Consider the following 18,922-nt stretch of genomic DNA (forward strand, 5'->3'; position numbering starts at 1 on the left):
TGCCAGAGCACAGTTCCGCTTCTCGGGCCAACGGGGGCGCCGAGCCTTACTTCCGCTCGCCACGATTTTCTCAGACGTTCGTGCCGCTAATTTTGTCACTCTATATGGGGCTTCGGTGCCACGCCGCCGCCGGCCGCCGTGGCGGTGCGCAGGGTGGGCGTGTTCATGCTTTCCAGGTGATTGCGCAGCCATTTGTGGGCGGGGCTGCGCGCGTCGCGCTCGTGCCACAGCATGTCCAGGTGGACGGCAGGCAAGGTCAATGGCAAATCCTTGTACAGCAGCGATTCCGTCATGCCCGTCGAGGCGATCAGATGGCGCGGCAGGACGGTGATCAGGTCGGAATTGGCGACGACTCTGCCGGCCGTGAAGAACTGGTTCACCGTCAACAGGATGCGCCGCTCGCGGTGGATCTGCGACAGCGCCTCGTCGATCAAGCCATGCGCGCGGCCGGAAAAGCTCACCAGCAAATGGTTCGCCGCGCAGTAGTTATCCAAGGTCAATTCCTTGTCGGCCAGCGGATGGCCGCGCCGCATCACGCACACATACTTGCCGGAATACAGGCGTTCATGGCGGATGGGCGAACCCGTCTCGCTCGACAATTGCGCCGCCACGCCGGGAAAGAAGCCGACGGCCAGGTCGATGTCGCCGCGCAGCAGCATCGGGCGCGGTTCGCGCGTGGTCAGCGGCATCATGCGCACGTTGACGCCGGGCGCTTCGCGTTCGATCGAGCGCATCAGGGAAGGCAGCCAGAACGCTGCCGTGGCGTCGGCCATGGCCATGCGGAAGGTGGCGTGGGTTTTCGACACGTCAAAGGTTTCCGGCGTGACGGCCGCTTCCAGGCTGGCCAAGGCCGAACGCACGGAGGGCCACAGGGCTTCGGCGCGCGGCGTGGGTTTCACGCCATACGCGGTGCGGATCAGCAACTCGTCACCGAGGCTTTCGCGCAAGCGCTTGATGGCGTTCGATACCGCCGGCTGCGTCATCGCCAGGTGGCCGGCTGCGCGCGTCAGGTTTTGTTCCGTCATGACGGCGTCGAAAACCCGCAGCAAGTTCAGATCCAGCGTCAGAAAACTCATGGAAAGCCCAGATAAAAGTTGAATTCAAAGTAATGTGTCATGAGTGTAAACCGCGCCGGGCACGAATATTTTCACTCGTTAAAAAATATTACATCTTTCCATTCATGATTCATATAATTGGTATCAAGAAATGGAATTAGATTTATATGTTGCACTGCACTATAGTACCGTCAAATTCTATAATGCACTGGAACAGTATGTCTACCTTCGCCTCCGCCCTGTACGCAGTATCCGCACCCGTGCTGGAGATTTCCCTGCTCAACGCCCTGCAAATCGTACTGGTGATCGTGGCTGCGGGCGCTTTTGCCCTGCTGTTCAAGCCTTTGCTGGTAGGCATTGCCCGCGCCATGGTGCTGGTGGTGCGTCCCAAGCTGAGCCGCGAGCAGCGCCTGGCGCGCCAGCAGATGCGCGAAGCGCAGTCGCTCAAGCGTACCTTGGGCAAGATGGATGGCGTATCGCCAAGCAATGCGGCTGAACTGCGCGCCCTGTCGAGCCGCGCCTAAGTTCGCTATTGCAGCATGACAAGCCGGTGCGAACCGGCTTTTTTTTCGTCCGCGTTGTTGGCTATGCCGTGTCGCCCAGCAAGTGGGCGCGCAACTGGGTGTCGGCCGGATGGGCGCCGATCCAGATTTTCAGCAGCGCATTGTAGAAGGCCAGCTCGGGTACCTTGTCGCCCACCTGCTTGCCGTTCAGCCTGCACAAGGTGCCCTCTTCCGGCAGCCAGTCCACCGTCAGGATATCGCCCTTTTTCAAGCCCGGGACCATTTCGAACATGGCGCCGAACTGCATCGTCTGGCTCAGCAAACGGGTACGGTCGGCCTGGTCGGAACTACGGTTCAAGCCCTGCATGAAGGCCTTGCCCAGCTCGTCGGAGGTGATATCGCGCAACATGACGATTTCCAGGCGCCGCGGACCCGGCAGCGCCAGGATGTCGGCCAGCTGGGTTTTCTTTTCCGGCAGGTACAGGGCGATCGTGTAGACCTTGAAAATGACCTTGTAGCGCACGCCGGCGCCATTGAGTTTCAACTCGCGGCTGGCCAGCTGCACCGTATCGTCGAGCTTGACGCCGCCCACGTCGACGGCCAGGGCCGGCTGCGCCAGAGCGCCGCACAGGCTGGCGGCGGCCAGGCAGCGGGCCAGACGGGATGTGCTTATTTGCATCTTCTACCTCCGTGGATAACCAGGTGCTGCGGAACAGCCAGCACACAGTGTAGAACAGTTGGCAGAAGCTGGCGCCACGGACAGTGGCGTGGAGGAAAGGTTAAGGCTTGGCGGCAGGCAGCTCTGCCTGCAGGCGCTCGTACTTGGCCATCAATTGCTCCGGGCTTTCGCGCCAGGCGGGATTGAACGGGATGCAGCTGACGGGGCACACTTGCTGGCATTGCGGCTCGTCAAAGTGGCCCACGCATTCGGTACACTTGTTGGGATCGATTTCGTAGATTTCCGCGCCCATGTAGATCGCGTCATTCGGGCACTCGGGCTCGCAAATGTCGCAATTGATGCATTCGTCGGTGATCAGTAATGCCATGATTTCACTCTTACTTATTGCGATGAGGCCGCGTTGGCGGCAATCTTGTTTTGCAGCCAGCGGTTAACCGAGGGGAAGACAAACTTCGAGACGTCGCCGCCCAGCGCCGCGATTTCGCGCACGATGGTGCCGGAAATGAACTGGTACTGGTCGGATGGCGTCAGGAACATGGTTTCGACATCGGGCAGCAGGTAGCGGTTCATGCCCGCCATCTGGAATTCGTATTCGAAGTCGGAGACGGCGCGCAAGCCGCGCACGATGACCCGCGCTTCATGCTTGCGCACGAAATCCTTGAGCAGGCCGGAAAAGCTTTCCACTTGCACATTCGGGTAATGCCCCAGCACTTCGTTGGCGATTTCCAGGCGTTCGTCGAGCGAGAAAAACGGTTGCTTGTTCTTGCTGTCGGCCACACCGACGATCAGCTTGTCAAACAGACCCGATGCGCGGCGCACCAAATCTTCATGACCACGCGTGAGCGGATCGAATGTTCCTGGATAAACGGCTACAACCATTGCGGCTCCCTAACGATGCACCAATATAGACGCGCATTATGCCTGAAAATGGTGTCTACTTTGGTGCAGGGCCTCGGGCTGGGGGCTGTTTCTGCTCAATTAACAGGCAGATTCAGGCAGTTGCCGGTACTTTGTTGTAAGTTAGCAAATGATAGTAGACGGTGCCCGCCTTGTCGGCGCGGATGACTTCCCACGGCGCCATCCATTCCGGCATCTCCAGGGCGCTATTCTCGTCGAAGACCAGCGGCAAGCCCGATTCCGCGTAGACCATGCCGCCTTCCTTGAGCAGGTTGGCGCACAGCGGCAAGGCTTTCGCCAGGAAATCCTGCTGGTAGGGCGGATCGAGGAAGATCAGGTCGAAGCGCTGGCCCCGTGCCGCCAGGCCTTGCGCCGTCAGCAGGGCGTCGCCGCGCAGCAGCTGCACGTTCTCGGCGCGCAATTTCGTCTTGTTCTCTTCCAGCTGGCGGATCACGGGCGTATGCGTGTCGACCATGGTGACGGACGCGGCGCCGCGGCTGGCCGCTTCAAAGCCCAGTGCGCCGCTGCCGGCGAACAGATCCAGCACCTGGGCGCTGGACCAGTCGCCGTCGCGCAAGTGGTTGATCCAGTTGAACACGGTTTCGCGCACGCGGTCCGGTGTCGGGCGCAAGCCCAGTGCCTGCAACACAGGCAGCACGGAACGCTTCCACTGGCCGCCGATGATGCGCACCTGGTTCGGTGGCGGCGCGTGGTGGACGGGAACTTTGGCGGGTTTTTTAATCTTCTTTTGCATGGGGATTTCTTCAATTCAATGGCGGCCACTATAGCATATGGCCCCCTGGCCCAGCGCCCGCCCCCCGGCTGGCGCTGGCGTCCAGTTGGCCTTATTTGGGCTGGCTGGCGAGGGAATTGAAATCGTCGATCCAGCCCTGCATGCGCTTGATCGCATGCTCTTTTTGCGCCGGCGTGGCGATCTTGATCACCGTCAGGACCATCTGCGCCGTGCTGCTTTCGTAGGCATCAAAAAAGGCCTTGCGCTCGGAGTGCTCGAGGCGTTCGAAACTGTCCTTGACCAGGGTGTTGATCAGGGCCACGGTGGCGTCCTTGCCGAGCTTTTCCTGCTGCACCTTTTTTACCAGGTTGAGCACATTCTGCTGGCGCCGCATGCGTTCGTCGAGCCAGATCTCATTGTTCAGCGGGCGCGCGTCCGATGCCTTGCGAATCTGCGCTTCCTGCTCGCGGCTGAAACTGCCGAACCACAGCTCGAATTGCTCCATGGCTTTCTTGTAGCGCAGCTGCTGGCGCTTGTCCTGGTCGCCGCTCAGGTATTTCTTGCGGTAATCGTCATTATTTGATTTGAACTTCTTTTCCATCTGCGCGATCTGCTCGGGCTTGAGCGAACGGGCCAGGTCGGCCAGCTCGGGCGCCGCCTTCAACAGCAGCGCCTGGGTGCGGTGCTTGATCTCGCTGTAGTCCGCCATCAGGTCCGCCTGCGTGACGTTGCCCTGCAGCTGTTTCTGGCCCGTGCGCAGGATTTTCACGTAATCCTTCAATTGCGTCTTGCGGTGCCAGTCGAACAGCTTGTCGATATCCTCGCGCACCCAGCCCTTCTGGTCGCGGTCCAGGTCGACGTAGGCGTTGAGCCACCAGTACAGCACGGTGTCGCCATTGTTATACGCGAGGCGCAAGCCGCTGCAGCCGGCGACGATGATGAACAGCATGGCCAGCACGGCGTAACGAAAGCGGCTGGAGAATGGGGGCTGCGTGTTAAACTTTTTCATATTCTTAACTTAAAAAAATTACGGTCTATGAACGTTGTCATTCTCGCCGCCGGTATGGGGAAACGCATGCAGTCGGCACTGCCAAAAGTACTGCACCCGCTGGCTGGCAAGCCGCTGCTGTCGCATGTGATCGATACAGCGCGTAGCCTGGCGCCGTCCCGATTATGCGTGATTTACGGGCATGGGGGCGCAGCGGTGCTGAAGTTGCTCGACGGCTACAACGCCAGCCATGCCGTGCAGATACAAGCCGCGGAACAGGCGCAGCAGCTGGGTACGGGCCATGCGGTGCAGCAAGCCGTGTCCCTGCTCGACGACACGGTGCCCACCCTGGTGCTGTATGGCGACGTGCCGCTGACCAGTGCCGCTTCCCTGCAGCAACTGGTGCAGGCCGCCGGCAAGGACAAGCTGGCCATCCTGACCGTGGAACAGGACGATCCTTTCGGCCTGGGCCGCATCGTGCGCGAGCACGGCGCCATCGTGCGCATCGTCGAGGAAAAGGATGCCACGCCGGACGAGCGCGCCATCAGGGAGATCAACAGCGGCATCATGGTCGCGCCCACCGTTGCCCTGAAAAAATGGCTGGCGGCCCTGTCGAACAACAATGCGCAAGGGGAATACTATCTGACCGATATCGTTGCCCAGGCCGTTGCCGATGGCGTCGCCGTGACCTCCGCGCATCCTGCCGCCGTGTGGGAAGTGGCGGGCGTCAACAGCAAGGTGCAACTGGCCCAGCTGGAACGCATTCACCAGAACAATATCGCGCAAGCGCTGCTGGAACGGGGCGTGACCCTGCTCGACCCGGCGCGCATCGACGTGCGCGGCGAACTCATTTGCGGCCGCGACGTCAGCATTGACGTCGGCTGCGTGTTTGAAGGCCGGGTGGAACTGGGCGACGGCGTGCGCGTGGGACCCAACAACGTCATCATCAACGCCACCGTGGCGGCCGGCGCGTACATCAAGCCCTTCTGCCATATCGAAGATGCCGTCGTCGGCGCTGGCTCACTGATCGGCCCGTACGCGCGCCTGCGCCCGGGTACGGTCCTGGCCGAAGATGTGCATATCGGTAATTTCGTCGAAGTGAAAAACAGCCAGGTCGCCGCGCACAGCAAGGCCAACCACCTGGCTTACATCGGCGACGCCACCATCGGCTCGCGGGTCAACATCGGCGCTGGCACCATTACCTGCAACTACGATGGCGTGAACAAGTTCCGCACGGTGATTGAAGACGACGCTTTCATCGGCAGCGACAGCCAGCTGATCGCGCCCGTCACCGTCGGCAAGGGGGCCACCCTAGGCGCCGGCACGACCCTGTCGAAAGATGCGCCGGCCGGCAAGCTGACCGTCTCGCGCGCCCGCCAATTGACCATCGACGGCTGGACGCGTCCCGTGAAGATCAAGAAGTAAACCGTCACTGCAGTTCTTGCACACAGGCAGGCCATCGGCCTGCCTTTTTTCTTTCTGTGGATAACTATGTGGGTAAGCCCGTCGACAAGTACTGGATAAGCATGTGGGCAAGCTGCGCATAAGCTGTGTGCAAGTTCTCACTCGATGGCCTGGCCTGCGCCTGTCCCCGCTCTTTTCACGTTTCCTGCCAGGGTGTCGCTGCCAGCCATGTGTTTATTCCCGGAATGTGGACAAGTCTGTGTGTAAGCCTGCGGATAAGCGCTGCATAGCGCGGGGACAAGTGGGGATAACTCCTTCCGCACGCGGATGACGTTGACCGTGTATGTGGGTAAGTCTGTGGAAATGCCCGGGATAGGTGGTGGATAGCTGGTGGAAAACTTCGCTGTTTGATGCGCTGTCGTGATCATCCATTTGTTTTCGTGGAGTTCGCTTGCCTGGTGTGCGTCCATCATCGCTGCACGGGCCGCGCCGCCTGCATTGTGCGGCGCTCACGGGCCAGGTTTCGCTGTTGCAAGCGGGTCGAGGCGGGTATCTGTGGATAAGCCTGTCGATAAGTGCCATATAAACTGTTGGCAAGCTGTGTGGAAGTGGTGCACAAGCCCATCTATTTTTCTCTGGATACCGTGCAAGACCCGATAATCGGATGGGATGGGGATATTGCTGGCGCACGCAGGGGGCGGCGTCTGGTCTTGTGTGGCGAAGATCCCTGACAGGCACTGCCTGCCGCACGTACCTGCCCTGTGCATAAGCCTGTGCAGAAGCTGCGTATAGCCAGTGGGAAAGTACCGTATAAGCGGTGGGCAAGCGGTGGGTAACTTGGCCGCAGGAACTCAGACGGCGATGCGCGTTTCGAATTTGCTGCGGAAGGTGGAAAAATAGCTTTTCACGTTGCGTACATTCGCATGCGCGGTAAAGACGCGGTGCGCCAGCGCGTGATAGGCGGGCATGTCGGCCACCTGCACCATCAGCACGAAGTCAGGCCCCGGCGAGACGCGGTAGCACTGCAGCACGGCCGCCTCGTCGGCCACCAGCTGCTCGAATGCCGCCATGCGCTCGGCCGCCTGCACGTCGAGCGTGATCTCCACGATGGCCGTCAGGCGCGCGCCCACCAACTGCGGCGCGACGATGGCCACTTGGCGTTCGATCACGCCGCTTTCCCTCAACTGCTTGACCCGCCGCAAACAGGTGGGCGCCGAGACGTGCACCGCCTTGGCCAGCTCGCTGTTGGTTTGCGATGCATCAATTTGCAAGGCATTCAGGATGCGACGATCGATCTCGTCGAGGGTAATGTTGTGTTCGCTCATGATGGTGATGAATTGGAAAATAAATCCATTCTAAATGAAATAATATTTCACTATGAAATAGCGGTGAAATATTCAGTCAAAAATGCACGGATTTAGAAAGCATATTTCAATCACTCTGCATTAGCATGCGTGCATTGATTAAATTTTAGACAGAGGTTTCCATGTGCGGCATCGTCGGCGCGGTAGCGCAGCGTAATATCACTCCCATCCTGGTCGAAGGCTTGAAGCGCCTGGAATACCGCGGCTACGATTCCTGCGGCATCGCCCTGCACGCCGATGGCCGCTTGCAACGTTCGCGTTCCACCTCGCGCGTGGCCGAACTGGAAAAGCAGATCGCCGAAGAAGGCTTGAGCGGTTTTACGGGCATCGCCCACACGCGCTGGGCCACGCATGGCGCGCCTGTCAATTTCAATGCGCACCCGCACTTTTCCCCAACGGAAGAGAATGCGCGCGTGGCGCTGGTGCATAACGGCATCATTGAAAACCACGACGAGCTGCGCGCCGAACTGACGGCCCTCGGCTACGTTTTCCAGAGCCAGACGGATACGGAAGTGATCGCCCACCTGGTCGAGCACATGTACACCGGCGACCTGTTCGAGACCGTGCAGCAGGCCGTCAAACGCCTCGATGGCGCGTATGCGATTGCCGTGTTCTGCCGCGACGAACCGCACCGCGTGGTTGCCGCGCGCCAGGGTTCGCCCCTGATCGTGGGCCTGGGCAATGGTGAAAACTTTGTCGCGTCGGACGCCATGGCGCTGGCAGGCACGACCGACCAGATCATCTACCTGGAAGAAGGCGACGTGGTCGACCTGCAACTGTCGCGCTGCTGGATCGTTGATGTTGACGGCAAGCCCGTCGAGCGCGAAGTGAAAACCGTGCATGCGCACACGGGCGCGGCCGAGCTGGGCCCGTACCGCCATTACATGCAGAAGGAAATCTTCGAGCAGCCGCGCGCCATCGGCGACACCCTCGAAGGCGTCACCAGCATCATGCCGGAACTGTTTGGCGACGGCGCCTATAAAATCTTCAAGCAGATCGACCGCGTCTTGATCCTCGCCTGCGGCACCAGCTCGTATGCGGGCATGACGGCCAAATACTGGATCGAATCGATCGCCAAGGTGCCCGTCAGCGTGGAAGTGGCCAGCGAATACCGCTACCGCGACAGCGTGCCGCACCCGAACACCCTGGTCGTCACCATTTCGCAAAGCGGCGAGACGGCCGACACCCTGGCCGCCCTGAAACACGCGCGCAGCCTGGGCATGCAGCACACCTTGACCATCTGCAACGTGGCCACCAGCGCCATGGTGCGCGAATGCGCCTTGGCCTACATCACGCGCGCCGGCGTCGAAGTGGGCGTGGCCTCCACCAAGGCTTTCACGACACAGCTGGCGGGCCTGTTCCTGCTGACCCTGTGCCTGGCGCAAGTGAACGGCCGCCTCTCCGAAGAACAGGAAGCGGCGCACCTGAAAGCCATGCGCCACCTGCCCGTCGCCATCGCTTCCGTGCTGGCGCTGGAGCCGCAGATCATCGCCTGGTCGGAAGAATTCGCGCGCAAGGAAAACGCCCTTTTCCTGGGCCGTGGCATGCACTACCCGATCGCCCTGGAAGGCGCGTTAAAACTGAAGGAAATCTCGTACATCCACGCCGAAGCGTATCCGGCCGGCGAACTCAAGCACGGCCCGCTGGCCCTGGTGACGAATGAAATGCCGGTCGTCACCATCGCGCCGAACGATGCCTTGATCGAAAAGCTGAAATCGAACATGCAGGAAGTGCGTGCGCGCGGCGGCCAATTGTATGTGTTTGCCGACGTCGATTCGCGCATCAGTTCCGGCGAAGGCTTGCACGTCATCCGCCTGCCCGAGCATTACGGCGACCTGTCACCGATCCTGCACGTGGTGGCGCTGCAATTGCTGGCCTACCACACGGCGCTGGCGCGCGGCACGGATGTGGACAAGCCACGCAATCTGGCCAAGTCGGTGACGGTGGAGTAAGCTGGCTGGACTGCGCTTTCTCCGGTGGCGCGCTGCTGCCGGAGAGGCGGTCGTCATACAAGGGCTTCAAGCCGCCAGGGCGGTGCGGGCACGATATTGTTCTACCCACTTCACCGACTGCGCAATGCCGCCAAACGGAAAGAAGTGCAGGCTGACCTCGCCGTGTGCCGCTGTCAGGCCGGCGGCCAGGCGATCAACAAACACATCCGGTCCCGCCGTGCCGAACAGCTTGCCGATGGAGACGCCGTACTTCGACCACATCGAGGCGCAGGCGCCCACGCCGCACACTGCGGCGTAGCGCGCCAGCACGGCGATGCTGGCCGGGCCCGGCACACCCACGCGCACGCGATGGTGCATGCCACGCGCGCGCAGCGCTGTCAGCCACGTCAACACGATGTCGGCATCAAACGCGAATTGCGTGACGATCAGGGGCGCCATGCCGCGCGCGCTGATGCTGCGGCACTTGCGTTCAAGTACATCCCACTGTTCTGCCTTGCTCATCACCGGATGGCCTTCCGGGTGGCCCCCCACGCCGATCACCCGCATGCCCGGGCGCTCGAAAACGCCGGTGTCGATCAGCGATGCGCTGTCGCAAAACGGCCCCACCGGGGTGGATGGATCGCCGGCGATGACGAAGCAGCGCTCGACGCCCGCTTCGGCGGCCGCGCGCTTGACGAATGACTCAAACCCGGCGCGCGAAGCGATACGGCGCGCCGACAAGTGCGGCATGGGCTCAAAGCCGAGTTTGCGCACGGCCCGCGCCGCAGCCAGCCGCGCGTCGTCGTCCTCGCGTGGCAGGTAGGGAATGGCGATGGTGGATCCGGGCAATATCCGCGACGCCGCCGCGCTCAAGGCCGCAATATCCTTCGTGCTGACTTCCAGCGAACAGGCGTGCGTGATGTCGCGCGCGGGCCAGGGCTGAGCGGGAGGCATCAAGGGGCTGAGCATCGCTTTACTGCGCAGTAGCGCTGGCAGGCTGGCGCGCCAGCGCGATGAAGGCCTTCACGTAGTCTATGGCCGTGTCCGTCTCGCGTGCTCCCAGGTAGATCTGCTTGGCGATGCCGTGCAGACCCAGCCGCACAGGCACCACGTCCATCTTGGCCGCATATTCCTCGACCAGCCAGCGCGGCAGGGCGGCCACGCCACGGCCGCTGGCCACCATCTGCAGCATGATGTCCGTGGTTTCGATGGCTTTGTGGCGCTTGGGCGTGACACCGGCCGGCAACAGAAACTGGTTGTAGATGTCCAGGCGCTCGATGTCCACGGGGTAGCTGATCAGCACTTCCTGCGTCAGTTGCTGGGGCTTCACATAGGCGGTCGACGCCAGCGCATGGCCCTTGGCCACCACCAGTACCTGCTCGTAATCGAACACGGGTTCAAACTTCAGACCCGGCTTGTACAGCGGGTCGGGCGTGACCAGCAGGTCGATCTCGTAGCCGAACAGCGCGCCGATCCCGCCGAACTGGAACTTCTGCTTGACGTCCACATCCACGTCGGGCCAGGCGGCCAGATAGGGCGACACCACTTTCAGCAGCCACTGGTAGCACGGGTGACATTCCATGCCGATACGCAGCGCACCGCGCTCGCCCTGCGCGAACTGGCCCAGGCGCTCTTCGGCCAGGTCCAGCTGCGGCAGCACCCGGTTCGCCACCGCCAGCAAATACTGGCCGGCCTGCGTCAGGCGCAGGTTGCGTCCTTCGCGCAGCCAGACGTCGGTTCCCAGTTGCTGTTCCAGCTTCTTCATGCTGTGGCTCAGGGCCGACTGGGTCAGGTGCAGCACGCTGGCCGCGGCCGTCAACGACCCTTGTTTCTCGACTTGCTGGACGATGCTGAGGTGGATGCGTTCAAGCATTTGAATGAGCCATATTCATGGATGTATGAAATAAGACCATTATACTTCATCGATCCCCGCCGCTATCATGCACTTCCTTGCTGTCGGCAATTCCCGCCCTCGCGCATCCATCGATATGAAAGCAACAATGACACGTCCCTTGCGTTTAGTCGCGGTATCCGGCGGGCTGCAACGCCCTTCCAAGGCAGCCGCCCTGGCAGAGCACCTGATGGGGCTGATCGCCGACGCCGTCCCGTGCGAGCAGCGCCTGGTCGAACTGGGGCCGCTCGCGCCGCAGCTGGCCGGCGCCGTGTGGCGCTCCCAGCTGCCCGCCACGGTGGAGCGGGAACTCGCCGCCGTCGAGCAAGCGGACATCCTGGTGGTGGCAACGCCCGTCTACCGCGGCGCGTACACAGGGCTGTTCAAGCACTTCTTCGACTTCATCGACCAGGATGCCTTGATCGACACGCCGATCTTGCTGGCTGCCACCGGCGGCAGCGAGCGCCATGCGCTGATGATCGACCACCAGTTGCGGCCGCTGTTCAGCTTTTTCCAGGCCCGCACATTGCCGCTGGGGGTCTATGCGACGGACAAGGATTTCTTCGATTACCGTCTGCAGGACGCGGCCCTGCTCGAGCGCGCCACGCTGGCGGTCCAGCGCGCCTTGCCGCTGCTCGCCTTGCCGCGCCATGCAAGCGCTGCCACCGCCGAGGAATTGCTCGCGGCTTAGTCCGCATTTTTAACACGCGCAATACGCACTATTCATCTATTCGCAGAAATCAGGACACCCGATCACCATGAGCAAAGATTTTGTATTCAGCATCAAGAGCATTGTTTTCGATGAAAACTATCATCCATCGGACAGCACGCGCCTGACGACCAACTTCGCCAATCTGGCCAGAGGAGCGAGCCGCCAGGAGAACTTGCGCAATACCCTGCGGATGATCGACAACCGTTTCAACAGCCTGGCGCACTGGGACAATCCGAAGGGCGACCGCTACGCTGTCGAGCTTGAAATCATTTCCGTCGAATTGAATATCGATGTCGAAGGCGGCAATATCCCGCTGATCGAGATATTGAAGCCAAATATCATCGACAAAAAAACCGGCGAACGCATCGACGGCATCGCGGGGAATAACTTCTCCTCGTACGTGCGCGATTACGACTTCAGCGTGCTGCTGCCAGAGCACAACAATAATCAATCCACGTTTGGCACACCCGAGGATTTCGGCGATTTCCATGGCAAGCTGTTCAAGCACTTCGTCAAGTCGCCTGCCTACCAACAGCGCTTCAGCAAGCCGCCGGTCATCTGCATCAGCGCCTCGAGCAGCAAGGTCTATCACCGGACTGAAAATCAGCACCCCGTACTGGGCGTCGAGTATCAGCAAAATGAATTTTCGCCGACGGATCAATATTTCGAGAAGATGGGGCTGCAGGTGCGCTACTTCATGCCGCCGGACAGTTCCGCACCGCTGGCCTTTTATTTTATCGGCGACCTGCTGGCCGACTACACGAATCTTGAGCTGATCGGCACCATCAGCACGATGGAGACATTTCAAAAGATTTATCGGCCCGAGATTTACAACGCCAATTCCGCCGCAGGGAAATGCTATCAGCCTAGCCTGAAGCACCAGGATTACTCGTTGACGCGAATTGTCTATGACCGGGAAGAGCGCAGCCAGCTAGCTGTCAAGCAGGGCAAATATACGGAAGAGCATTTCATCAAGCCATACAAGAAAATTCTTGAGCAATGGGCTGCGAATTACGCTCTCTGATTCACCTACCTACACGACATCATTCATCATGAAAAAATTATTGCCTACTTCAACCGCCGGCAGCTTGCCCAAACCTTCCTGGCTGGCCCAGCCTGAAAAACTCTGGTCGCCGTGGAAATTACAGGACGAGGAATTAATCGAGGGCAAACAGGATGCCTTGCGTTTGTCACTGCAGGAGCAGCAGCACGCAGGCATCGATATCGTCAGCGACGGCGAGCAGACCCGCCAGCATTTTGTCACCACCTTCATCGAGCATCTGAGCGGCGTGGATTTTGATAAACGCGAGACCGTCAGGATTCGTGACCGCTATGATGCGAGCGTGCCGACAGTTGTCGGCGCCGTAAGCCGCCCGAAGCCGGTGTTTGTCGACGACGCCAAATTTTTACGCCAGCAAACCAGCCAGCCGATCAAATGGGCGCTGCCCGGTCCCATGACGATGATCGATACGCTGTATGACAGCCATTACAAGAGCCGCGAAAAACTGGCCTGGGAATTTGCCAAGATCCTGAACCAGGAAGCCCGCGAACTGGAGGCGGCCGGCGTCGACATCATCCAGTTTGACGAACCCGCCTTCAATGTATTCTTTGACGAGGTCAATGACTGGGGCATTGCCACCCTGGAACGGGCAATCGAAGGGTTGAAATGCGAAACGGCCGTGCACATTTGCTATGGCTACGGCATCAAGGCCAATACGGACTGGAAAAACACGCTGGGCTCCGAGTGGCGTCAATATGAAGAGTCTTTCCCGAAGCTGCAGAAATCGAATATCGACATCATTTCGCTGGAATGCCACAACTCGCGCGTGCCCATCGACCTGATTGAACTGATTCGTGGAAAAAAAGTGATGGTGGGGGCGATTGACGTGGCCAGCAATACCGTTGAAACTCCGGAGCAAGTGGCCGACACCCTGCGCAAAGCGCTGCGCTTTGTCGATGCCGACAAGCTCTATCCTTCCACCAACTGCGGCATGGCGCCCTTGTCGCGTCAGGTAGCACGCGGCAAGTTGAATGCGCTCAGCGCCGGCGCGGACATCATCCGACGAGAGCTTTCCTAGCAGGCCGCTGACATGCCGTCCCGGTGCGTCGTCCGGGGCGGCGTGCCAACTGCGATTCTGATACCCCCCCACATTTTCAGATCCACGATCGTGGCGCCGACAAGTTTACAGAAAACGTGTTTTCCTGGCGAAAGCTGGATTGCTTTCGGTTCTTCATTTCCGCTTAGAACTTGCAGGTTTCTATGGTAAAGGTGTATCCGTTTTCACCGCGTCGCGCAACGGATACATTCCCGTCATCCATGTATACGACTGGTACAGTCTTGTCGAGATTCTTACAAGCGCTACCTGATCGATATTCCATTTCCACTAATACGGTTTTAAGCCATGGCGTCATGACTGGAACAGATGTTGTAGCCGCTTCGACCCCGTACGCTAGCATCCATGCGAGGAGAATCTTTGAAAGTGGCGACATCAGCATCGCGATGTCGAACTCCGAGAGAACCTTTGGAAGTGGAAGGATATTTCCCGGAGGCCGTTTGCCCTTGCTAAGCCTGTACCAGAACATGCGCCGCTTGCTCATCCAGTTTTCACCAAACAATGTGCGTGACTGAAACATCAGAGTACTGCTGGCTGCGAAAATTACTAAAACCAATAGGTGACAGCATGCATATAACGCCATCCCAGCGCCAATGGCAGCGATAAACATCATGGGTGAGTAAAATGCAGTCACAAGTGTGGTGAATTCGACCACATACTTTGTATCTATTGGTGACAATGAATGCACCAGTTGTTTAGCACGTGAAAGAGCAACCATGGTAAGCGCAACGCCAACAGAGATTGCCAGCACTTTGCCAAGGAGCGGACTCCATGCTTTCTGCAGTAATCTTGTCGTCTGCGTCATCATTTCACAAATGCCTGCCGTCGCCAGAATGGCACCGCTCACCCATAAAACTGGCATGGCGTCGCTGACATCGACTACGACGCCCACTGCGGCACTCAGACAGAGGAATGCGAACGCAAGCAAATGGAAAGCCTTGACGATTGGGCTTAAATGAAAGAATTCGCGCCACGCTTTTATGACATACATCTCGTTACGCATCAGTTGGAACCTTAAAGCTTTCCAATGACCCCAGAACCTCCAAAACAACGAGAAGCTGAAAGCAGCGGCAAGCAGACCAACAATCCGTCCTTGCCAGATGGTCCCTTGCGCAAGCTTCATTGCAATCAAGATACCAATCACTGCTGTGACAGTAAATAGCCACTGACTACGTGAGGTGGGCAACCAATTATTTAGTATATTCAAAGTAGGTAACTCCAGTTCAGGGAAATTGCATTTTCCTTGGTCAAGGCCGTTGACGGCGATTAAATTTCACGCAGCGGCTACGTTCCATGCCGCTTCAAACGACTCCCGGAAAATATCGCGCCGGCCCCTCTAGTCATACCGCTCATCGCCACACCCTGGTTAGACGCGGATAGCGTTTGACACCCTAATACGCAATAGGTTCTAAGCCTGCTTCGGCAGCGGCGCTACCTGCCTGAACGCTTTGCTCGCATTAAGGTGGAGCATCGGCGTCAAATACCTTGCCGCACGAAAATATCCGTCATCCATCGCAGGAGTGCGCTAGTCTGTCATTGTTTGCCGTACAGTTAAGCAACTCCCGTACTTCCCATCGTTCCGGCCGTGTGCCGGCATTGCACCGCCGCGCCCGCCGCTACGATGGCGTCTGGATACCACCGTCTCACCTGGCCCATAGGACTGCATGATTTCTTTTCGTACCCCCCTTCCCCGCGCCGCGCGCCCGCACTGGCGCGGCTGGCTGCTGCCGCTGCTATTGAGCCTGCTGCTGGCTTGTTCCTTATCCACCCCCTCCGCCTGGTCGCAACCCGTCGACGATGCGGCCACGGCCGACCAGCGCCTCGATGGCTTGCGCAAGCAAATTACCACCATCCAGAAGGCGCTCGATGGCGAGGCGGAACTCGATGACGCGACCCTGTCGCAGATGAAGGCCGACGCGCTGGCGGCCAGCGCCGAGGCGGACAAGGTGGCCGAGTCGCTGGCGCCCACGCTCACCAGCGTGCAGGCGCGGCTGGCCGAGCTGGGAGCGCCAGCGGCGGGGACGAAAGATGCGCCCGATGTGGCGGCGCAGCGCAGCCAGCTGGACCGCACCAGCAGCGCGCTCGATGCGCAGGTGAAACTGGCGCGCCTGCTGGCCGTGGAAGCGACGCAGGCCTCGGAGCAAGTGTCGACCGTGCGCCGCGCGCAATTGCAGGCGCGCCTGGGCGAACGCACGCCGTCGATACTTGCCGGTTCCTTCTGGAAACAGCTGCATGGCGAATTGCCGCAGAATTTGCAGCGCCTGCGGGCGCTGGAGCTGGAATTGGCGAACGCGGCGCGCGCCACGCCGTCGTCGGCCTGGGGCGGCTTGCTGGCCGCCATCGTGGCTGTCATCGGCATCAGCATCTGGGCTTCGCGCTACCTGCTGGTGGTGACGTCCACGCGCGTACCGCATGGCCGCCTGCGCCGTTCGCTGCATGCGCTGGCCGTCATCGTGCTGGCGCTGGCCACGCCGGGGCTGGTGGCCGAATTGCTGGCCATGGGGCTGCGCTGGGATGGCAGCCTGTCGGAGAAGACCTCGACTTTCCTCAGCAGCTTGATCGGCATCATCTGCTTTGCCGGTTTTACGGCCGGGCTGGGCCACGCGCTGCTGTCGCCGCGCCGCGTCTCGTGGCGTTTGCTGCCGCTGCCCGATGCGCTGGCGCACCGCATGCGCAATTTCCCCACCATGTTTTCCTTCATCGTCGTGCTGGTCTGGGCGACGGAGCGCGTCACCATCGTCATCAACGCGGGCCTGTCGACGGCCGTGGCCGTCAATTGCATCGTCGCCCTGGTAATGAGCACGACGATCGCCTATGGCCTGATGCGCGCCGAGCGCTGCTGGCGCCAGTTGCGCGAGGCCGATCCCGCCAATCTGATCACGCCGCTGTGGCTGCGTTGCGTCACGGTGCTGCTGTGGCTGGCGCTGGCGTCGAGCGTCATCAGCTTGCTGATCGGCTACGTGGCCTTCGGTAGCTTTGTCGCCAAGCAGATCGCCTGGGTCATCGTGGTGCTCTGCAGCACCTATCTGCTGACGGTGCTGGTCGATGATATCTGCATGCTGCTGGCCTCGACGCCACCGCCGCCGGACGCGGCCCATCCCGTGCTGGCCACGCCGAAGGCGCGCGACCAGGCGGCCGTGCTGCTGTCGGGCATCGGCCGCGCCATCGTCGTGCTGCTGGCCCTGATGCTGCTGCTGGCGCCGTTTGGCGAAGGTCCGGGCGAGCTGTTCCAGCGCGTCGGCAAGCTGCAGGATGGCCTGGCCATCGGCGAAGTGGCGATCCGCCCGGCCGCCATGATCCAGGCGCTGCTGGTGCTGGTGGTGGGCTTTATCGCGCTGGGCCTGTTCAAGCGCTGGCTGCAAAACAGTTATTTGCCGACCACCAATCTCGACACGGGCATGCAAGTGTCGTTCATCACCCTGTTCGGCTATATCGGCGGCGTGCTGGCCGTGGCGCTGGCCCTGTCGGCGGCCGGCATCGGTCTCGAACGCATCGCGTGGGTGGCGTCGGCCTTGTCAGTGGGTATCGGTTTTGGCTTGCAGGCCGTGGTGCAGAACTTCGTTTCCGGCCTGATCCTGCTGGCCGAGCGCCCCGTCAAGGTGGGTGACTGGGTGTCATTGGGCGGCGTGGAAGGCGACATTCGCCGCATCAATGTGCGCGCCACGGAAATTCAATTGGGCGACCGCTCGACGGTGATCGTGCCGAACTCGGAATTCATTACCAAGACGGTGCGCAACGTGACCCTGGCCAATCCGCTGGGCCTGGTGCAAGTCAAGCTGCCGCTGCCGCTGGGCACGGATGCGCAGGCGGCGCGCGCGCTGATCCTGTCCGCCTTTGTCGACAATCCCGACGTGCTCGACACGCCGGCGCCCAGCGTGCAGCTGGACGGCATCGACAATGGCTTGTTGCTGTTTAACGCCACCGGCTATGCGTCGTCGCCGCGCCTGACGTCGGGCATCCGCAGCGCCCTGCTGTTCGAGCTGCTCAAGCGCCTCGATGACGCGCATATCTCGATCGCCAAGCCCAGCACGATGGTGCTGAGCACTGTGCCGGCGCAGCCCGAGGCGCCGGTCATGTCGGCCGTGGCGCCGGCCCCCACGGCGGCACCGACGCCTGTGCCGCCGCTGACGAGCTAGTTAGCAGCAAGTCAGCGGATAGTCGACCACAGCAGCGCCGCCAGGTACAGGCCGATGCCGAACGCCGTGTGCGCCATCAGGCTGCGCACACGGGCGGCGCTCGGGTGCGGCGTCTTGCTGGCGGCCAGGCCGGCGCCCATGCCCGGCTGCAAGATGCAGAACGGCGCCGCCACACTCAGCACACCGGCCAGCAGGGCCGGCGCGAAGGTCGGCGCCTCTACCCACTCCTGCCCTGCCAGCGCCAGCAGCACGGCCGCGAACAGCACGCCGATCGCATAGTGCGCCGTCCAGCCCAGCACGGCTTCATCGCGCACGGGCGCCGCCTGGCCGATGGCCGTGTGGCTGAACGTGCCGCGCGGCAGATGGCCGAGCCAGCGCCCCACCATCGCGTAATTCAGCGAGGGGATGCACCAGAAGCGCTTCAAGGCCACGGCCCACACATCCATCACTGCCGTGGCGCCCACGCCGATGGCCAGCGCGTCGATCCATAGTGCTTGCATTGCTACTCCCGTCTT

Annotated in this window: 18 protein-coding genes; 7 read left to right on the plus strand and 11 right to left on the minus strand. The window is 60.8% G+C overall.

All coding sequences use genetic code 11. The features are described from left to right. Positions 1–95: 95 nt before the first annotated feature. The gene (locus tag JaAD80_RS04305) at positions 96–1,076 is read right to left on the minus strand and encodes a LysR family transcriptional regulator (protein WP_034752642.1); all 981 of its coding nucleotides are present in this window, start codon (positions 1,074–1,076) and stop codon (positions 96–98) included. A 197-nt stretch (positions 1,077–1,273) separates the two neighbouring features. Here JaAD80_RS04305 and JaAD80_RS04310 point away from each other — a divergent pair, with 197 nt between their 5' ends. Further along, a complete protein-coding gene (locus tag JaAD80_RS04310; RefSeq protein ID WP_102293035.1) occupies positions 1,274–1,579 on the plus strand; it encodes a hypothetical protein in 306 nt (101 codons plus the stop codon). 61 nt (positions 1,580–1,640) lie between these two features. Here the strand turns inward: JaAD80_RS04310 and JaAD80_RS04315 are convergent, their stop codons facing one another. From JaAD80_RS04315 to JaAD80_RS04335, 5 genes are all read right to left on the minus strand, one after another. Next, entirely contained in the window at positions 1,641–2,237 is a 597-nt protein-coding gene (locus JaAD80_RS04315; RefSeq protein ID WP_102293036.1) for a chalcone isomerase family protein, read from the minus strand. Positions 2,238–2,337: 100 nt separating this feature from the next. After that, the gene (locus JaAD80_RS04320; protein ID WP_070218911.1) at positions 2,338–2,604 is read right to left on the minus strand and encodes a YfhL family 4Fe-4S dicluster ferredoxin; all 267 of its coding nucleotides are present in this window, start codon (positions 2,602–2,604) and stop codon (positions 2,338–2,340) included. A gap of 14 nt (positions 2,605–2,618) precedes the next feature. Beyond that, complete coding sequence (gene coaD, locus JaAD80_RS04325) at positions 2,619–3,116, minus strand: pantetheine-phosphate adenylyltransferase (RefSeq protein ID WP_034752633.1); 498 nt, start codon at positions 3,114–3,116, stop codon at positions 2,619–2,621. Between the two features lie 112 nt (positions 3,117–3,228). Continuing rightward, positions 3,229–3,888, minus strand: coding sequence for a 16S rRNA (guanine(966)-N(2))-methyltransferase RsmD (gene rsmD, locus JaAD80_RS04330; RefSeq protein WP_102293037.1), 660 nt, complete (start codon positions 3,886–3,888; stop codon positions 3,229–3,231). A 91-nt stretch (positions 3,889–3,979) separates the two neighbouring features. Continuing rightward, complete coding sequence (locus JaAD80_RS04335; protein ID WP_219726781.1) at positions 3,980–4,876, minus strand: DUF6279 family lipoprotein; 897 nt, start codon at positions 4,874–4,876, stop codon at positions 3,980–3,982. Between the two features lie 27 nt (positions 4,877–4,903). Here JaAD80_RS04335 and glmU point away from each other — a divergent pair, with 27 nt between their 5' ends. Next, complete coding sequence (gene glmU / locus JaAD80_RS04340; protein WP_102293038.1) at positions 4,904–6,280, plus strand: bifunctional UDP-N-acetylglucosamine diphosphorylase/glucosamine-1-phosphate N-acetyltransferase GlmU; 1,377 nt, start codon at positions 4,904–4,906, stop codon at positions 6,278–6,280. Between the two features lie 830 nt (positions 6,281–7,110). Here the strand turns inward: glmU and JaAD80_RS04345 are convergent. After that, positions 7,111–7,584, minus strand: coding sequence for an Lrp/AsnC family transcriptional regulator (locus JaAD80_RS04345; protein ID WP_102293039.1), 474 nt, complete (start codon positions 7,582–7,584; stop codon positions 7,111–7,113). A gap of 161 nt (positions 7,585–7,745) precedes the next feature. Between JaAD80_RS04345 and glmS the strand changes: the two genes are divergently transcribed. Next, positions 7,746–9,575, plus strand: coding sequence for a glutamine--fructose-6-phosphate transaminase (isomerizing) (gene glmS, locus JaAD80_RS04350; protein WP_102293040.1), 1,830 nt, complete (start codon positions 7,746–7,748; stop codon positions 9,573–9,575). Positions 9,576–9,641: 66 nt separating this feature from the next. Here the strand turns inward: glmS and JaAD80_RS04355 are convergent, their stop codons facing one another. Both JaAD80_RS04355 and JaAD80_RS04360 read right to left on the minus strand, forming a co-directional pair. Further along, complete coding sequence (locus tag JaAD80_RS04355) at positions 9,642–10,523, minus strand: methylenetetrahydrofolate reductase (protein ID WP_102293041.1); 882 nt, start codon at positions 10,521–10,523, stop codon at positions 9,642–9,644. Between the two features lie 4 nt (positions 10,524–10,527). Then, positions 10,528–11,427: a LysR family transcriptional regulator gene (locus JaAD80_RS04360; RefSeq protein ID WP_102293042.1), complete on the minus strand. Its 900-nt coding sequence runs from the start codon at positions 11,425–11,427 to the stop codon at positions 10,528–10,530. A gap of 127 nt (positions 11,428–11,554) precedes the next feature. On the opposite strand from JaAD80_RS04360, the gene msuE reads away from it, so the two are divergent. The 3 genes from msuE to JaAD80_RS04375 all read left to right on the plus strand — a co-directional run bounded on the left by msuE (position 11,555) and on the right by JaAD80_RS04375 (position 14,235). Next, entirely contained in the window at positions 11,555–12,136 is a 582-nt protein-coding gene (gene msuE, locus JaAD80_RS04365) for an FMN reductase (protein WP_102293043.1), read from the plus strand. Between the two features lie 67 nt (positions 12,137–12,203). Continuing rightward, positions 12,204–13,181, plus strand: coding sequence for a DUF1852 domain-containing protein (locus JaAD80_RS04370; RefSeq protein WP_102293044.1), 978 nt, complete (start codon positions 12,204–12,206; stop codon positions 13,179–13,181). 28 nt (positions 13,182–13,209) lie between these two features. After that, entirely contained in the window at positions 13,210–14,235 is a 1,026-nt protein-coding gene (locus JaAD80_RS04375; protein WP_102293045.1) for a methionine synthase, read from the plus strand. A 163-nt stretch (positions 14,236–14,398) separates the two neighbouring features. On the opposite strand, the gene JaAD80_RS04380 is transcribed toward JaAD80_RS04375, so the two are convergent. After that, positions 14,399–15,478, minus strand: coding sequence for a hypothetical protein (locus JaAD80_RS04380; protein WP_146012250.1), 1,080 nt, complete (start codon positions 15,476–15,478; stop codon positions 14,399–14,401). Between the two features lie 457 nt (positions 15,479–15,935). Between JaAD80_RS04380 and JaAD80_RS04385 the strand changes: the two genes are divergently transcribed. Then, entirely contained in the window at positions 15,936–18,407 is a 2,472-nt protein-coding gene (locus JaAD80_RS04385; protein ID WP_258002802.1) for a DUF3772 domain-containing protein, read from the plus strand. A gap of 11 nt (positions 18,408–18,418) precedes the next feature. Here the strand turns inward: JaAD80_RS04385 and JaAD80_RS04390 are convergent, their stop codons facing one another. Continuing rightward, positions 18,419–18,907 (minus strand): DUF2938 domain-containing protein, encoded by a 489-nt coding sequence (locus JaAD80_RS04390; RefSeq protein ID WP_102293047.1) that lies wholly within the window; start codon positions 18,905–18,907, stop codon positions 18,419–18,421. Positions 18,908–18,922 lie beyond the last annotated feature (15 nt).

The sequence above is a fragment of the Janthinobacterium sp. AD80 genome, assembly GCF_002878455.1.
GTDB lineage: Bacteria > Pseudomonadota > Gammaproteobacteria > Burkholderiales > Burkholderiaceae_D > Janthinobacterium.

Coding starts and splice junctions, on each gene's coding strand:
- JaAD80_RS04315 (WP_102293036.1), bottom strand. CDS start 2,237: ATGCAAATAAGCACATCCCGTCTGGCCCGCTGCCTGGCCGCCGCCAGC.
- JaAD80_RS04390 (WP_102293047.1), bottom strand. CDS start 18,907: ATGCAAGCACTATGGATCGACGCGCTGGCCATCGGCGTGGGCGCCACG.
- rsmD (WP_102293037.1), bottom strand. CDS start 3,888: ATGCAAAAGAAGATTAAAAAACCCGCCAAAGTTCCCGTCCACCACGCG.
- glmU (WP_102293038.1), top strand. CDS start 4,904: ATGAACGTTGTCATTCTCGCCGCCGGTATGGGGAAACGCATGCAGTCG.
- JaAD80_RS04355 (WP_102293041.1), bottom strand. CDS start 10,523: ATGCTCAGCCCCTTGATGCCTCCCGCTCAGCCCTGGCCCGCGCGCGAC.
- JaAD80_RS04385 (WP_258002802.1), top strand. CDS start 15,936: ATGATTTCTTTTCGTACCCCCCTTCCCCGCGCCGCGCGCCCGCACTGG.
- JaAD80_RS04305 (WP_034752642.1), bottom strand. CDS start 1,076: ATGAGTTTTCTGACGCTGGATCTGAACTTGCTGCGGGTTTTCGACGCC.
- JaAD80_RS04375 (WP_102293045.1), top strand. CDS start 13,210: ATGAAAAAATTATTGCCTACTTCAACCGCCGGCAGCTTGCCCAAACCT.
- coaD (WP_034752633.1), bottom strand. CDS start 3,116: ATGGTTGTAGCCGTTTATCCAGGAACATTCGATCCGCTCACGCGTGGT.
- JaAD80_RS04335 (WP_219726781.1), bottom strand. CDS start 4,876: ATGAAAAAGTTTAACACGCAGCCCCCATTCTCCAGCCGCTTTCGTTAC.
- JaAD80_RS04360 (WP_102293042.1), bottom strand. CDS start 11,427: ATGCTTGAACGCATCCACCTCAGCATCGTCCAGCAAGTCGAGAAACAA.
- JaAD80_RS04370 (WP_102293044.1), top strand. CDS start 12,204: ATGAGCAAAGATTTTGTATTCAGCATCAAGAGCATTGTTTTCGATGAA.
- JaAD80_RS04345 (WP_102293039.1), bottom strand. CDS start 7,584: ATGAGCGAACACAACATTACCCTCGACGAGATCGATCGTCGCATCCTG.
- JaAD80_RS04320 (WP_070218911.1), bottom strand. CDS start 2,604: ATGGCATTACTGATCACCGACGAATGCATCAATTGCGACATTTGCGAG.
- JaAD80_RS04310 (WP_102293035.1), top strand. CDS start 1,274: ATGTCTACCTTCGCCTCCGCCCTGTACGCAGTATCCGCACCCGTGCTG.
- glmS (WP_102293040.1), top strand. CDS start 7,746: ATGTGCGGCATCGTCGGCGCGGTAGCGCAGCGTAATATCACTCCCATC.
- msuE (WP_102293043.1), top strand. CDS start 11,555: ATGACACGTCCCTTGCGTTTAGTCGCGGTATCCGGCGGGCTGCAACGC.